10 protein-coding genes are annotated in these 13,889 nt (G+C 73.9%); 3 read left to right on the top strand and 7 right to left on the bottom strand.

Annotated features, from left to right (window positions below; translation table 11 throughout):
* Positions 1 to 40 precede the first annotated feature (40 nt).
* Together AB0D45_RS04475 and AB0D45_RS04470 are read right to left on the bottom strand one after the other, a co-directional pair.
* Positions 41 to 3,346 carry an NACHT domain-containing protein gene (locus AB0D45_RS04475; protein WP_362455250.1) on the bottom strand — a complete coding sequence of 1,102 codons (3,306 nt, stop codon included), beginning with the start codon at positions 3,344 to 3,346 and terminating at the stop codon, positions 41 to 43.
* Between the two features lie 50 nt (positions 3,347 to 3,396).
* Positions 3,397 to 4,398, bottom strand: a complete 1,002-nt coding sequence (locus AB0D45_RS04470) for an asparaginase (protein ID WP_362455249.1) — start codon at positions 4,396 to 4,398, stop codon at positions 3,397 to 3,399.
* 142 nt (positions 4,399 to 4,540) lie between these two features.
* On the opposite strand from AB0D45_RS04470, the gene AB0D45_RS04465 reads away from it, so the two are divergent.
* On the top strand, positions 4,541 to 4,990 hold the full coding sequence (locus AB0D45_RS04465) for an Lrp/AsnC family transcriptional regulator (RefSeq protein ID WP_361596505.1): 450 nt from the start codon (positions 4,541 to 4,543) through the stop codon (positions 4,988 to 4,990).
* A 133-nt stretch (positions 4,991 to 5,123) separates the two neighbouring features.
* Positions 5,124 to 6,959 carry a BTAD domain-containing putative transcriptional regulator gene (locus tag AB0D45_RS04460; protein WP_362455248.1) on the top strand — a complete coding sequence of 612 codons (1,836 nt, stop codon included), beginning with the start codon at positions 5,124 to 5,126 and terminating at the stop codon, positions 6,957 to 6,959.
* Positions 6,960 to 6,993: 34 nt separating this feature from the next.
* On the opposite strand, the gene AB0D45_RS04455 is transcribed toward AB0D45_RS04460, so the two are convergent.
* Entirely contained in the window at positions 6,994 to 7,575 is a 582-nt protein-coding gene (locus AB0D45_RS04455; protein WP_362455247.1) for a hypothetical protein, read from the bottom strand.
* A gap of 66 nt (positions 7,576 to 7,641) precedes the next feature.
* Positions 7,642 to 8,430, bottom strand: a complete 789-nt coding sequence (locus tag AB0D45_RS04450) for a 4'-phosphopantetheinyl transferase superfamily protein (protein ID WP_362455246.1) — start codon at positions 8,428 to 8,430, stop codon at positions 7,642 to 7,644.
* Between the two features lie 219 nt (positions 8,431 to 8,649).
* On the opposite strand from AB0D45_RS04450, the gene AB0D45_RS04445 reads away from it, so the two are divergent.
* On the top strand, positions 8,650 to 9,657 hold the full coding sequence (locus AB0D45_RS04445) for a TauD/TfdA family dioxygenase (RefSeq protein ID WP_362455245.1): 1,008 nt from the start codon (positions 8,650 to 8,652) through the stop codon (positions 9,655 to 9,657).
* 73 nt (positions 9,658 to 9,730) lie between these two features.
* Here the strand turns inward: AB0D45_RS04445 and AB0D45_RS04440 are convergent, their stop codons facing one another.
* From AB0D45_RS04440 to AB0D45_RS04430, 3 genes are all read right to left on the bottom strand, one after another.
* A complete protein-coding gene (locus AB0D45_RS04440) occupies positions 9,731 to 12,292 on the bottom strand; it encodes an FtsX-like permease family protein (RefSeq protein ID WP_362455244.1) in 2,562 nt (853 codons plus the stop codon).
* A complete protein-coding gene (locus AB0D45_RS04435) occupies positions 12,292 to 13,071 on the bottom strand; it encodes an ABC transporter ATP-binding protein (protein WP_361596523.1) in 780 nt (259 codons plus the stop codon). The genes AB0D45_RS04440 and AB0D45_RS04435 overlap by 1 nt, the downstream gene beginning before the upstream one ends.
* A 186-nt stretch (positions 13,072 to 13,257) precedes the next feature.
* Positions 13,258 to 13,889, bottom strand: a 632-nt coding sequence (locus AB0D45_RS04430; protein WP_362455243.1) for a hypothetical protein, incomplete at its 5' end; no start/stop codon positions are given.

Raw genomic sequence — 13,889 nt, 5'->3', positions numbered from 1 at the left:
CGGCCCGCGTGCGGGCCGGGGCGCCGGGCCCGCACGCGGGTCAGCCGTCGGTCGGGGAGCAGCCCAGGGACACGTGCTGGAGCAGGTCGGTGCCGCGGAGACGGCCTCGGTCCGCTTCGATGAAGATCTCCTCCAGTTCCGTCAGTTCCGCCAGGGGTGTGATGTCGATGTTCCCCTCCGCGCTGAGATCTCCGACGAACTGGCAGAACGTCAGGCGGGGAAAGAGGGCCGGCAGCCGCTGGATGGCCCTCCGGAGGGCTCCGTCCCCGGTGCTGGAGAGGTGCAGACTGATCACACTCGGCAGGGTCGCGTCCGCCGGGAGCGTGTCGAGCGACGCGGCGGGCACCGTGAGGGAGTCAAGGGGCAGGGCGCGGATCTCCTGCCAGTCGGCGTCCGACACCGGAGCGGACGCCGGGTTGAGCGCCAGGTGGCGGAGTTCCGAGAAGGTCCCGAGCCCCTCGATCGCGTGCGTCCTGGCGACCCCTCCGGAGACGGAGAGGGCGCTCAGGGGGGCGTTCGGGGGGAGGTCCCGCACGGTCCAGGCCATGCCGACGGGACCGTCGATGCTGAGGGTCCGCAACTTTCCCAGCTCTGACATCGCACGCAGGTCGAAGTCCGTCCGGGAGGTGCTGATGTTCAGCTGCTCGATCGGCAGCCCTCCCATCGCGGAGAGGTCCGCCAGGTTCGGGCAGTCGTGGAGGGAGAGGCCACGCGGAGCGGTCTCCGCCGTCAGGAACGTCAGATCGGCCGCGGGAAAGCGCAGGAGCACAAGATGGGTGGGGCGACATCCGTCGAGGAAGTCCGCCAGGGCTTCCGAGGACACACCCCGCCTCACGTCCAGGTTGGCCGGACGGAGCCCGATGCGCTCCAGCTGCTCCAGTTGCTCATCGGACTGGACGGTGTAGAGGAGGCCGCCCGGCTCCAGGCGGGCGATGATCTCGTCCGCGTAGTCGCCGAGGTCGAAGCGCGACCATGCCCATACGAGCTGGGAACGGACGGGCGTGAAGGGATGCCGGGCGAACTGGGCGAGGAAGGGAACCGCGGCCGGCGACGCGACGTGTGAGGCGGTGATCACCACGTGGTGGGCGTCCCCGGCGGCGAGACTCGCGGGGCCCGGGAGCAGCCCCAGGACCAGAGGGCCGACCTCGGCCAGGGCTCGGGCCTCCTCCTGGTCCCGTGGCGGAATGAGGGTGGCCGCGCGCGATTCCACCTCCGCGCGCACGTCCGGGGCGAGGGCGGTGGCGTGTTCCAGGCAGGCGGCGGCGAGCAGGTAAACGCGCGCCCTGGTGCGCCGGTCGGTGGAGCGGTCGCCCAGGGCGAGCAGGTCCCGGAAGACCGTCACGCGTTCGCCGGGCCGGGCGAGGGCGACCGCCATGCGGATGACGTCCTCCCACTGGTCGTCGGCGGCGTGAGCGGTCAGCAGGCCGAAGTCGCCGTCCTCCACGGCGGCGCGGGCGCCCAGGAAGTCCTGGAAGGTGCGGTGGACGAAGTCGACCGTGCCGGGGGCCGGTTCGCGGAGCAGGCCGCTGCGCTGGAGGAAGTGCTCGAAGACGGCGGGCGCCTCCCCCAGGGCCGCCGCCTCCGGGACGGCGGGGAGGGCGCGGGCGATGATGTCCTCGGCCCGGGAACGGTCCATCTCCGTACGGCCGTTCTTGATCAGCCAGTACGCGAGGCGCTGGAGCAGGTCGAGCTGCGGCTCCTCCCGCAGGTCCGGGACGCGCATGTCGCGCTCGCGGTCGCGGCGGCTGAGCAGCATGGAGAGCGCGGCCTCGTAGAGGTCCTTGCGGCCGTGCGGCAGGTAGCCCCGCCGGTCGCGGTGGAGGGCGCAGATCAGGCCGCACATCAGGGGGTTGGTGGCGAGACGGCCGAGGTCCGGCTTGAGGCGGACGGCGGTGAGCAGCTGGGTCTCGTACGAATCCAGCTCCTTGTCCTCGTCCGTGCCCCGACGGGCCGCGGCATGCCAGCGCTTGATGAAGGTGGCGATCTCGGCGGGGCCCATCGCGGAGAGGACCAACTCGGTGAAACCCTCCTCGGCGAGCCAGTCCATGCCGACGGCGGAGGGGCGGGAGGTGAGGAGCCAGCGGTTGTCGCCGTCGTACAGGTCCATGAGGTCGCGCAGCCAGGTGCGGGTGCGGTCGCGTTCGCGGTCGGGGACCTCGTCGATGCCGTCGATCAGGACCAGCCCGCGTCCGGCGGCGAGGACGCGGTGCGCCCAGCCCTCGGGCTGGCTCCCGCCGAGCGGGCAGCCGGCGGCCGTGAGGAAGTCCCGGGGCTCGGGGAGCCGTTCGCCGTGGCGGGTCAGCGTGCGCAGGGGCAGGACGAAGGGGATCCGGTCCTCCAGGTACGCCATCTGCGGCGGGAGGTCCTGGCGGGCGGCGGATACGGCCAGCCACTGCACGAGGGTGGTCTTGCCGGAGCCGGCCTCGCCGCGCAGCAGGACCCTGGAGCTGCGGGCGAGAGCCTCGTCCGCGCGCTGCGGGCCCTCGGCGAGCGCTCGCAGGATCCACTCGGCCCGGGCCGGGTCGACGGGGCCGTCGACGGCGAACACGCCCGAAGGCGCGTCGGCTCCGGCATCCGGGTCCAGGTCGCTCGCCGGAATCATCCGCATCCCCGGCCGCACCGACGCCTCCAGGCTCAGGTACGCCGCGTCCAGTGGCCACCGGGTCGGGGAGTTGCCCAGGTCGATGCCGTAGATGGTGAGCTTCGCGTGCCTGCGCGCCACGTACGGGAGGTACTCCTCCTCGAACGCGGCGTCCTGCGCGCCCGGGAGCGGGTCGCGGCGGATCAGTTCGTCCACCTTGGCCGTCAGCTCCGCGATCCCGCGCGTCTGTGCGACGAGGGAGTGGGCGACGAACGTCGAGCGCTGGGTGAAGAAGTGCAGGATGTGCAGGCAGGCGGCTTCGAGCAGCCGCTCGTAGAAGTACGTGGCGTCCGCCGTGAGTTCCCGTTCGGGGCGGGACGCCGCGCGGCGCAGGGCGCGGGCGAAATCGGCGGCGCCGAGCCGGACCGCGTCCACGTCGCTGAGCGTGAGGTCGCCGAGGGCGTGCAGCGTGGCGGCCAGGGCGTCGGCCACCGCCCGTTGCTCGTCGGCGGCGACGGGGCGTTCGCCCGTGCGCAGGGCCTGGCGGACCAGCTTCGCCGCCAGGGTGCGCAGGTCGGACTCCGTCAGGGAGCGCTTCTCGCCGGTGAAGGAGACGTAGCCGGAGATCCGGATCGGCTTGTCGACGAGGCCGGCTCCCGGGCCTTCGGCGACGAAGAGCTTCCTGACGAGCGGGCCGATGGCGGCCGAGGCCAGCCGCGTGCCGATGATCCCGGGCTCCATGTCTGCGTCCCCCCGCGACGTCATGTCCGTTGCGGAGATCCTATGGGGCCCGGGAGGTGCGCGGCGGCGGGATCCTACGCGTCGACCAGGGCCGGGTCGGGGGTGCCGAGGGCCGCGCGCAGGGCCCGGGTCCGGGCGGCGGGGTCGGTGGCGGACAGGAGCGCCGCGAGCACCGCGATACGGGCCTGGCCGGCGCGCAACGTGCCGGTCGGGACGGCTCCGGCGGCGACGAGGTCGACCGCTCCGCCGTGCGTGTAGATCTCGGTGACCGGCCCGGCCGCGACGCGGGTGGTGAGGGCGACGAGCACGCCCCGGGCGATGGCGGCCCGTACGGCTTCGACGATCTCGGGGGTGGCGTTGCCCGCGCCGGTGCCGATGAGGACGATGCCCTGGGCTCCGGCCTCGACGGCGGCGTTCAGCAGCAGCGGGTCGCCGTCGGCGTGGTGCATCACCATGTCCACGCGCGGCGGCAGCTCCGGCATGGCGGGCAGCGTGAGCGGGGCGGGGCGCTCGGCCTGGCGCAGTACGGTGACCTTGCCGAAGCCGACCTTCCCGAGCAGTTCCTTGGAGGGGTCGGCGAACGCGTCCAGGGCCACCGCCTGGGTCTTGACCGTGCCGCGGGCGGCGTGCACCCGGCCCGCGAAGGTGATCAGTACGCCCAGGCCGCGCGTGGTCGCGGCGGTGAGCAGGGCGTCGTAGAGGTTGCCGGGGCCGTCGCCGTCGGCGGAGCCCATCGGCAGCTGCGAGCCGGTGAAGACGACGCTGCGCGCGTCGTGGTGATGCAGGTCGACCAGGAAGGCCGACTCCTCCAGGGTGTCGGTGCCGTGGGTGACGACGATGCCGTCGACGCCGGGGTCGGCGAGGACCTCGTGGACGGTGCGCAGCAGGGTCAGCTGGTGGGCGGTGGTCAGGCGGGGGCTGTTCACGCTGAACAGGTCGACGACCTCGACGGTGATGCCCTCGGGCAGCGGGGCGGTGGCCATGACCTCGCGTCCGTCCGCCTCGGCGGCGAAGCCCGAACCCGTCCACCGGCTGGCTATCGTCCCGCCGGTGCTGATGACGACGATGCGCCCCATGGCCACCCTTCCGTTTGCGCGTGCGGACCCCCGGACGGGGTTCGTACAGATTTTCTGGAGAGGGCAATGATAGTGAGATCTACGCGCAATGCGATTGCGCGTTTGAGCCCACCTGTAACAAACACTGAGCGATAATTGCGCGATGGACGCGATTGACCGTGAAATCTTGCGCGAGCTTCAGAGCGACGGCCGGCTCAGCAACCAGGAGCTCGCCCAGCGCGTGGGCCTGACCCCCTCCCCGTGCATGCGCCGCGTGCGGCAGCTGGAACAGGACGGGGTGATCCAGGGCTACCGGGCGGTGATCGACCCCGAGGCGGTCGGGCGCGGCTTCGAGGTGCTGGTGTCGGTGGAGGTCCGCCGGGACCGGGAGGCCGTCGAGGCCTTCGAGGCGGCCCTCCAGGACATCCCCGACGTCGTCGAGGCCTACCGCCTCTTCGGCAGCCCCGGCTGCCTGCTGCGCATCGCGGTCGCGGACCTGCGCGCGTACGAGCGGCTGTGGATCGAGCGGCTGACGGCGCTCTCGGGGGTCACCGAGGTCAACTCCCAGATCATCATGAAGCGGATCAAGGAGCCCACGGGCCTGCCCGTCTGACCGGGCGTCAACCGCGCGGCCGGCGGATATCGGTGCGCCCCCGGGGCCGGACGCCGGGCGATAACCCGCCAATAAGGCTCCCGCATAGCTTCTGGAATCCAGAACGGACGCTCATACCAGAAGGGGGTGCCGCATGGACTTCCGGCTGCTCGGGCCGATCGAGGCCAAACGGGGAGGCGGCGCTACGATCCCGCTCTCCGGTTCGAAGGTGCACACGGTGCTCGCCGCGCTGCTGCTGTCCGAGGGACGCGTGGTCTCCGATGCCCGGCTCAGCGCGCTCCTGTGGGGGTGGGACCCGCCGGCCACGGCGAGCGCGCAGATCTACACGTACATGTCGAGGCTGCGCAAGCACCTCGGTGAGGAGATCGAGATCGTCCGGCGCCAGCCCGGCTACGTGCTGCGGGCGCCCGGGGCGTGGATCGACCTGCACGAGTTCACCCGGCTCGACCGGCTGGGCCGTGAGGCCCTCGCCGAGCGGCGCTTCGAGGAGGCCGGCTCGCTGCTGCGCGACGCGCTGGACCTGTGGCGGGGCACCGCGCTGGCCAACGCGACCGAGCAGATGATCGAGGCCGAGCTGCCCCCGCTGGAGGAGGCGCGGATGCTCGCGCTCGAGAGCCGGATCGAGGCCGACCTGGCCGTCGGCCGGCACGAGCAGGTCACCGCCGAACTGACCGGGCTGGTCGCCGAGCACCCCGTACGGGAACGCCTGCGCGCCCAGCTGATGACGGCCCTGTACCGCTGCGGGCGGCAGGCCGACGCGCTGCACACCTACTACGAGGGGCGGGCGGTCCTCGCCGACCAGCTGGGCGTGGACCCGGGCGAGGCGCTGGGCTCCACCTACCAGGCGGTGCTGGGCGGTGGCCTGGGCCTGGCCTCGGCCGCCCCCGCGCCGTCCGCTGCGGACGGCGCCCCGGCGGTCGCGGCCCCGGCCGCGGGCCGGGCCGGCGCGCCCTCGACGCTGCCGGCGCCCTACGGGGAGTTCACCGGCCGGCGCACCGAACTGGCCGCGCTGCGCGAGCGGCTGACCCGCGAGGACGGCCGCCCGCGCCGGCTGCTGGTCACCGGAATGGCCGGGGTGGGCAAGACGGCGCTGGCGGTGCGCGCGGCCCAGGACTGCGCCGCGCGGTACCCCGACGGGCAGCTGTACGTGGAGCTGTGCCACCCGGACGGCGCTCCGAAGGAGCCGGCCGAGGTGCTGGTCCGGCTGCTGCGGGCCCTCGGGGAGCCGCCGCCGGCCGCCGCCGCTCAGGACCTGGAGGAACTGGTGCGGCTGTACCGGACCCGGACCTCGGGTGCCCGGCTGCTGCTCGTCCTGGACGGCGCGGTCGGCGACCGGCAGGTGGCCCCGCTGCTGCCGGGCGGGCCCGAGTCGGCGGTGCTGATCACCAGCCAGGCCCGGCTGGCGCGGGTGGCGGGCGCGGACACCACCGCGCTGACGCCGCTCGGCGACGACGAGGCCCTGGAGCTGCTGGCCTCGCTGGCCGGCCGGGACCGGCTGGAGGCGGACCCGGACGGGGCCGACGACCTGGTCGCGTACTGCGCGGGGCTGCCGCTGGCCCTGTCGGTGACCGGTGCCCGGCTCGCGGCGCGCCCGCACTGGCCGGTCTCGCGCATGGCGGCCCGGCTCGCCGATCCCGACGCCCGGCTGGGCGAGCTGGCGTACGGCGACGTGAGCGTGCGCGAGGCGCTGGTGCACTGCGTACGCCGGCTGGGCGGACCCGAGCTGGCCGCGCTGACCGGGCTGGCCGACTGGGACGGGGAACCCTTCTCCGCCCAGTACGCGGCGCTGGTGCTGGGCTCGGCGGAGGAGGAGGCGGAGTCCGCGCTGGACGCCCTGGTGGACTGCGCCCTGATGGAGCTGTCCGGGCTGGACGCCCAGGGCAGGCCGCTGTACCGGTGCAACGACCTGGTGCGGCTGCTGGCGGCGTCGCTGACCACGCGGGACGCCTTCCCCTCCGCGGTGCGGTGAGCGGGCCGGCCGGGCGCCGGGGCGGCCCCCACCCTCACCAGGAGCTGTGGGAGCGGTGCTGGAAGGTGCCGGCCGGCCGCAGGGCGGGCTCGATGGTCTCCCGCACGATCGTCCACACGTCGCCGACGACCCGCTCGCGCGGCGGGCGGGGCGACTGGGAGAGCGCGTCGGCGGCGATGGCCCAGGCCGACGCGACGGCGGCGGTGGCCCGTACCTCGGCGGAGGGCTTCGCGGCCTTCGCCCGGGCGCGCCCCACGTCGATGCGGAACGCGAGTTCGGCGGCCTGGGCGAGCTGGACCCCGCGGACGAACCGGGTGGCGGGGAGCGCGAAGACGGCCGGTGACAGCGGGTGTTCGTAGACCCGGCGGACCCAGGTGGAGAACCGCATCCGCTCCCGCTCCTCCCAGCCGCCGCGCGCGGCCGGGCCCGGGTCGTCCTGCTCGACGGCCTCCGCGATCTGCGTGAAGTACGCGTCCAGGTCCTGCCGGGTCAGGCCGAGCAGCCGGCCGGGGGCGTCGAAGGACGGGTCGCCGGCCGGGGAGCCGGAGGACGGCCGGCCGTGGAGGGCGTCGTCGGCGATCAGCTCGTCGACGGGGAGGAAGGACTCGATGGTCATGGCGCTACGGGCCTTTCGCTGAGGCGGTACCGGGACGGTCGGCTGGGGACGGGGAGCGTGGCGGGTTCAGGGGGCGGTCGTGCGGTCGGTGTGGTGGTGGACCGGGCCGTGCGCGGCGGGTCCCGCCGGCCGGGCGAGCGCCACGGCGACGCCCTCGAAGACCGGGAGGTCCTCGACGGTCCAGGCGGTGGTCCGGCCGCGGTGGGTGTGGGTGACCCGGACCGGGCCGCTGCGGGCCGGATGGGTTTCCAGCAGGCCCAGTTCGACGCCGGAGAGGCCGAGGCCGGTGGCCTTGACCACGGCCTCCTTGCGGGTCCAGATCCGGTGGAAGGCCGCGTCCCGGCCGGGGCCGGGCGGCAGTGCGCCCAGGTGGGCGCGTTCGGCGGGGGTCAGGTCGGGATCGGTGGTCGCCGAGCCGCGGACCGGGCGCAGGGCCTCGGCGTCGATGCCGATCGCGGGCCCCGCGCCGAGCACGAAGACCCCGCAGCCGTTCGTCCGGCTCATGCTGAGGGCGAGCGGCACCGACGGGACGACGAGCCGGGGCGGACCGTGACTGGCGTCGCCGCAGCCGGGACAGTCGTCCCGGCCGAGCGCGATGTCCCGGGGTTCGAGGGCGAACAGCGCCCCGAGGGCCCGGCGGGCGGCGGCGCGGGAGCGGACGAAGGCCGCGGCGTCGCGTTCGGCGGGCAGGGACAGCGCCCGCCGGAACTCCTCGGTGTCCAGCAGCGGCAGGTCGGCCGGATCGGTCTGCTCCGGCGGACGCCACCACCAGACGTGGGCCTCCCCCTGGGCGCCGAGGGCGCCGGCCGCGGCCATCGCCGCGCCGTGGGCGGGATCCTCTTCTCTCAATGCCATGAAAATCCTCCCCTCTTCTCCCCCGTCGGATGGTGCGGGACCTGCGGCTGAACTCGGGGTCGACCCGGTACAAAGCCGCCCCATAAGCATTCGGCGGGCAACTATGTCCCGCCTATACCTATTTCCCCGGACCGTGCGGGAGCGTTTTCCATAGGAATGGGATAGAGCACGTCCGGAAACTGACTCGGGTCAAGGCTCGTCTACCCGAGGAATTCCTCCATGCCCCGTACCCGGGAACACACCCTTACTCTTTCCGCGACCGGTACGACGCCGGACGCCGTCACCCTCACGGACGCCGAGCGCGACGGGCTGAGCGCCCTGGCCGCGGAGGTGCTCGAGTCCACTCCGGCGCTGATCGACGATCCGGCATGGCTGGACGCCGTCCGGGACGCCTCGGCGATGCTGCCGCGCACGGTCCTCACGGCGCTGCGCCGGTTCCGTCACGACGCCGGCCCGGACGCGGTGCTGCTGCTGCGCAACGTTCCGGTGGTGGCGAACGACCCGCTGCCGGAGACCCCTGCGGTGCCCGGTTCCGTGGAGCGGGTGCCGGCCGTGGCGTCGGCCCTGGTCACGGCGGCGATGCTGCAGCTCGGGGAGGTCATCGCCTACCGCAGCGAAAAGACCGGCGCCCTGGTCCAGAACGTCGTTCCGGTGCCGGGGAGCGAGAATTCGCAGAGCAATGCAGGATCGGTTCTCCTGGAACTCCACGTCGAGAACGCCTTCCATGACAACAAGCCCGACTACGTGGGCCTGCTGTGCGTGCGCGAGGACCCGACGGGTGACGCGAAACTGTGCACGTCCTCGATCCGGCGGGCCCTTCCGCTGCTTTCCGGGCACACGGTCTCGGTCCTGGCCGCGCCGCGGTTCCTCACCGAGCCGCCGCCGTCCTTCGGCGACCTGAATTCCGTCACTCCGGCGCACCCGATCCTGGTCGGGGACCCCGAGGACCCGAACATCCTGGTGGACTTCGCCGCGACGCACCCGCTGGACGACGAGGCGGCGGACGCCATGGGCGACCTGCGCGAGGCGCTCATGCGGACGATGTCGGCCCTGGCCCTGCGGGTCGGTGACCTCGCGGTGGTGGACAACCGGCTCGCCGTACACGGCAGGACCTCCTTCACCCCTCGTTACGACGGCCAGGACCGCTGGCTCCACCGGGTCTACGCGCACCTGGACCACCGGCGCAGCCGCGTGGACCGCAAGGGCGGCGGGGCGGTGCTCAACTGACGCCCGCCCCGCACGCACCCAAGGCCGGAGGGCCGGCCCCCACCAGGGGGCCGGCCCTCCGGCCGTCGAGCCGTTACTGGCGCGAGCCGATGACGTCCGCGGGGCGGCCCGTCAGGGCGAGACGGCCCGGGACCAGCGTGGCCAGGACGGTGAGGACCGCCGCGAAGCCCAGCACCCCGAGGTACATCCAGGGGTCGATGGACGGGGACGCGGAGCCCGTCATCCCGACGCTGAAGGCGGTGAGCACCGCGAAGGCGATGCCCGTGCCCAGCACGGCGGAGATGATGACCACCAGGGCGCACTCGATCCGGAGCATGCCCATCACCTGGCGGCGCGTGGTGCCGACGAGCTGGAGCAGGGCGAACTCGCGGATCCGGTCGGAGACCGACATGGCCAGCGTGTTGACCACGGCGATCGCGGTGAAGGCGATGATCAGGCCCATGGCCACGTAGTTGACCTCGGCGTTGGACTGCTGGACCTCGGCCTGGAGGTCCTCGACCTGGTCCCGGTCGAGCACCCCGACGCCGGGCAGCGGCCCCACGGCCTTCTGCAGCTCGGCGCGGCCGGGCTTGCCCTCGCCGGCGGTCTTGACCAGCAGCGAGGAGGCCAGCGGGTTGTCGACGTGCTTGACGACCAGCTCGTGGGACATGGTCAGGTCGCCGAAGCCGAGCCCGCGGTCGTAGACGGCCGCCACGGTCAGCTCGGTCTCGGTGCCGTCGCCCAGGGTCAGCTTCAGCTTGTCCCCCGGCTTCTTGCCCAGGTTGTCGGCCGCGACGTCGCTCAGCGCGACCGACCGCGCCCCGAAGCCGTCCAGGGTGCCGGCGCTGACGCCCGGGTCCCAGGTGCGGGTCAGGCCCTCGGTGGAGACGCCCTGCGCCGGGTACTTCTCCAGGCCGACGCGCACGGAGGTGCGTACGACCTCCGTCACCGCCGACACGCCGGGGACCCGGCGCAGGCTGTCCGCGGCCTGCGCGGGCACGCCGGGGCCGGCCGAGCCGACGACCCAGTCCGCCTTGTTGCCGGCCTTGGCCTGGGCGGTGGCGGCCGCGCCCATGGTGGTCTGGACGAAGAACACGGTGCAGGCCATGCCGATCAGCAGGGCGAGCGGGGTGACGGCCGCGGACAGCCGCTTGGTGTTGGCGCGGGCGTTGGCCGTGGCCAGGTAGCCGCCGACCCGGGAGGCCTTGAGCGGGACACCGAGGACGGCGACCGCGATCCGGGCGATCAGCGGCCCCAGCAGCGAGACCGCCACCGCGAGGACGACGACCGACAGGAAGGTCACCGGGGTCGAGGCCGGCTCGCTGCGCAGCGCCGCGAGGACCACGAGGAGGACGACACCGCCGGCCAGGAACGCGGCGCCGGCGCCGAGCCGGCCCCAGGCGAAGTTCCGCTGCTCCATGGCCGCCTCGGACAGGGCCTCGGCGGGACGGATGCGGGCGGTGCGGCGGGCGGAGATCCGCGCGGCCGCCCAGGCGCCCAGCAGGGCCGCGCCGATGGCCGCGAAGAACGGGAAGACGCTGAAGGTGACTTCGAGGGTGTCGGGGATCGCCTTGAAGCCGACGAACTTGCCGTGCAGCCAGTAGGCGATGGGCAGGCCCGTGACCGAGCCGAGGACACCGGCGAGCGCGCCGACGATCAGTGCCTCGCGGCCGATGAGCTGGCGGACCTGCTTGGGCGTCGCCGCGATGGCGCGCAGCAGGGCCAGTTCGCGGTAGCGCTGCTGGATGGACAGGGCGAAGGTGCCGACGACCACGAGGATCGCGACGAGCAGGGAGGTGCCGCCGATGGCGCCGCCCATGGAGACGAGCTTGATCCGGGCCTTGGCCGCGTCGAGGAACTCGACCGGGCCGCGCTCACCGCCGGTGACCACCTGGGCGCCGGTGCCGGCGAGGGCCTTCTCGACCTGCGCGGCGAGGTCCGCGGTGGACACGCCGGGCTTGGCGAGCACGCCGACCACCGCGGCCTGGCCTTCGCGGCCCGACAGCCGCTCGGCCTCGGCGTCCGAGAAGAACAGCGAGGTCTGCTGCTCCAGGTCGCCGCCGGCGGGCGCCGCGATGCCGCTGACCCGGTACGTGCGCGGGGAGCCGGTGGCCTGGACGGTCAGCTCGGTGCCGGGCTTGATGCCGGCCCGGCGGGCCAGTTCGCGGTCGACGACGACCTCGTCGGCGCCGGCCGGGGCGGCGCCCTCGGCCAGGGTGAAGGGGGTCAGGGCCGCGGAGGTCCAGGAGTGGCCGTAGGAGGGCTTGCCGTCGACGCCGGGGACGACCTGCCCCTTGGGGCTGACCGCGTACGCCGGGAAGGTGATCTCCGGCAGTGCGGCCTGGACGCCGGGCAGCGAGCCGAGGGTGGCGGCGGTGTCGGCGGGGAGCCAGACGCGCTCGCCGAGCGGCTTCTCCTTCGCCTTCGTCTTGGTCTTGTCCCCCTTGTTCTTGACGGTGACCTGGTGGACGTTCTGGTCACCGCCGACGATCACCGGGGTACCGGCGTAGCGCTCGGTGCCGATCGTTCCCCTCAGGCCGGTCTCCAGGAGGATGCCGCAGGCGGTGACGAGCGCGGCGGCGCAGAAGAGGGCGAGGAAGGCCCCGATGAAGCCGCCCTTGCGGGCGCGCAGGGTCTGCAGGGCGTATCGCAGCATCAGGCCCACGCTCCCAGGTGGGTCATGCGGTCGGCGACGCGGTCGGCGGTGGGGGCCTGCATCCGGTCGGCGATCCGGCCGTCGGCGAGGAAGAGGACGGTGTCGGCGTAGGAGGCGGCGACCGGGTCGTGGGTGACCATGACCACGGTCTGGCCGGTCTCGTCGACGCAGGACCGCAGCAGGGAGAGGATCTCCTTGGCGGTCACGGTGTCGAGGGCGCCGGTGGGCTCGTCGCCGAAGATGACGTCGGGCCGGGTGATCAGGGCGCGGGCGATGGCCACGCGCTGCTGCTGGCCGCCGGAGAGCTCGGCGGGCCGGTGGGTGGCGCGGCCGCCCAGGCCCACGCGCGTGAGGATCTCCTCCAGCCAGGCCGCGTCGAGGCGCTCGCCGGCCAGGCGCAGCGGCAGCTCCACGTTCTGGCGCACCGACAGCGCCGGAATGAGGTTGAAGGCCTGGAAGACGAAGCCGATGCGCTGGCGGCGCAGCTTGGTCAGCTGGGTCTCGTTCATCCCCCCGAGTTCGGTGTCGCCGATGAAGGCCTTGCCGCTGGACGGCTTGTCCAGGCCGGCCGCGCAGTGCAGGAAGGTCGACTTGCCGGAACCGGAGGGTCCCATGACGGCCGTGAACGAGCCGCGCTCGATGCCGACCGAGACGCCGTCCAGCGCGCGCACTCCGCGCCCGCTCTTTCCGTACTCCTTCACGACACCGTCCAGGCGCAGCGCGAACCCGGGGGATCCGGTGCTGCTCTGCCCACGGAGGCTGTTCGTCTGGGTCCGCATGCGCGACCAGTCCTTCCAATGCGTTTGAGGGGGGGTGTGTCGGCAGCCCCGTCCGCCCAGGGCGGCGGATGCAACACGCCGATCCTTGGGGGCGGATCTATATTCGCTCTACGCGGGAAGGCCCCGGGCGCGCGTTTCCGGCCGGGGGCGGCGCCCTCCGGCCGGATCCGTGCGGTCCGGGGCGGTTCAGCGGGTGGTGCGGGTGCGGCGGCCGCGGGTGAGGCGGTGGACGAGGGCCGCGACGGTGGCGGCGGCGCAGAGGGCGTAGGCGGCGACGACCCAGGCGGCGGGGGTCCGGCCGGCGCCGAGGCCGTGGACCAGCCCGGCGGCCCAGCCGGCGTACGCGAGCCCGTGGAGGACCCGGAAGGGGCGGATCCAGCGGCGGGTGGCGAAGACGCCCCGCCACAGGCCGGTGAGCAGGGCGAGTACGAAGAGCTGGGCGGCCAGGGTGCCGAGGTCGACGAGGAGGTCCCCGCTCCCCCAGCCGAGCACCGCGTCGGCGGCGTCGATCCTCTCGCCGGCGACCTTGACGCCGATGTGGACGAGCAGGAAGCCGACGCCGGCCAGGCCGGCCGCGCGGTGCAGGAGCTGCGCGAACTGCCGTCGGCCGGGGGTGAGTACGTCGCGGAAGACGGTGGCGAGGCCGAGCATCACGGAGCCGGAGAGCGCGACCAGCGCGAAGACCCCGGCCATCCGGTCCAGGAACTCCTGGACGGCGCCGCCGGCGAGGGGGCCCGCGCACAGCAGCAGGGCGACGACGGCCAGCCCGCCGGTGACGGCCCCGGCCCCGGGGGCGGGCGTGTGCGGGGGCCCCGGCC

The sequence above is a fragment of the Streptomyces sp. NPDC048352 genome (assembly GCF_040651895.1).
In the GTDB taxonomy this organism is placed as follows: Bacteria; Actinomycetota; Actinomycetes; order Streptomycetales; family Streptomycetaceae; genus Streptomyces.
Note: the sequence above shows the minus strand (reverse complement) of the source record. Positions and strands in the feature narration are given on the sequence as shown.

Coding starts and splice junctions, on each gene's coding strand:
- AB0D45_RS04475 (WP_362455250.1), bottom strand. CDS start 3,346: ATGACGTCGCGGGGGGACGCAGACATGGAGCCCGGGATCATCGGCACG.
- AB0D45_RS04440 (WP_362455244.1), bottom strand. CDS start 12,292: ATGCTGCGATACGCCCTGCAGACCCTGCGCGCCCGCAAGGGCGGCTTC.
- AB0D45_RS04450 (WP_362455246.1), bottom strand. CDS start 8,430: ATGGCATTGAGAGAAGAGGATCCCGCCCACGGCGCGGCGATGGCCGCG.
- AB0D45_RS04445 (WP_362455245.1), top strand. CDS start 8,650: ATGCCCCGTACCCGGGAACACACCCTTACTCTTTCCGCGACCGGTACG.
- AB0D45_RS04470 (WP_362455249.1), bottom strand. CDS start 4,398: ATGGGGCGCATCGTCGTCATCAGCACCGGCGGGACGATAGCCAGCCGG.
- AB0D45_RS04455 (WP_362455247.1), bottom strand. CDS start 7,575: ATGACCATCGAGTCCTTCCTCCCCGTCGACGAGCTGATCGCCGACGAC.
- AB0D45_RS04460 (WP_362455248.1), top strand. CDS start 5,124: ATGGACTTCCGGCTGCTCGGGCCGATCGAGGCCAAACGGGGAGGCGGC.
- AB0D45_RS04435 (WP_361596523.1), bottom strand. CDS start 13,071: ATGCGGACCCAGACGAACAGCCTCCGTGGGCAGAGCAGCACCGGATCC.
- AB0D45_RS04465 (WP_361596505.1), top strand. CDS start 4,541: ATGGACGCGATTGACCGTGAAATCTTGCGCGAGCTTCAGAGCGACGGC.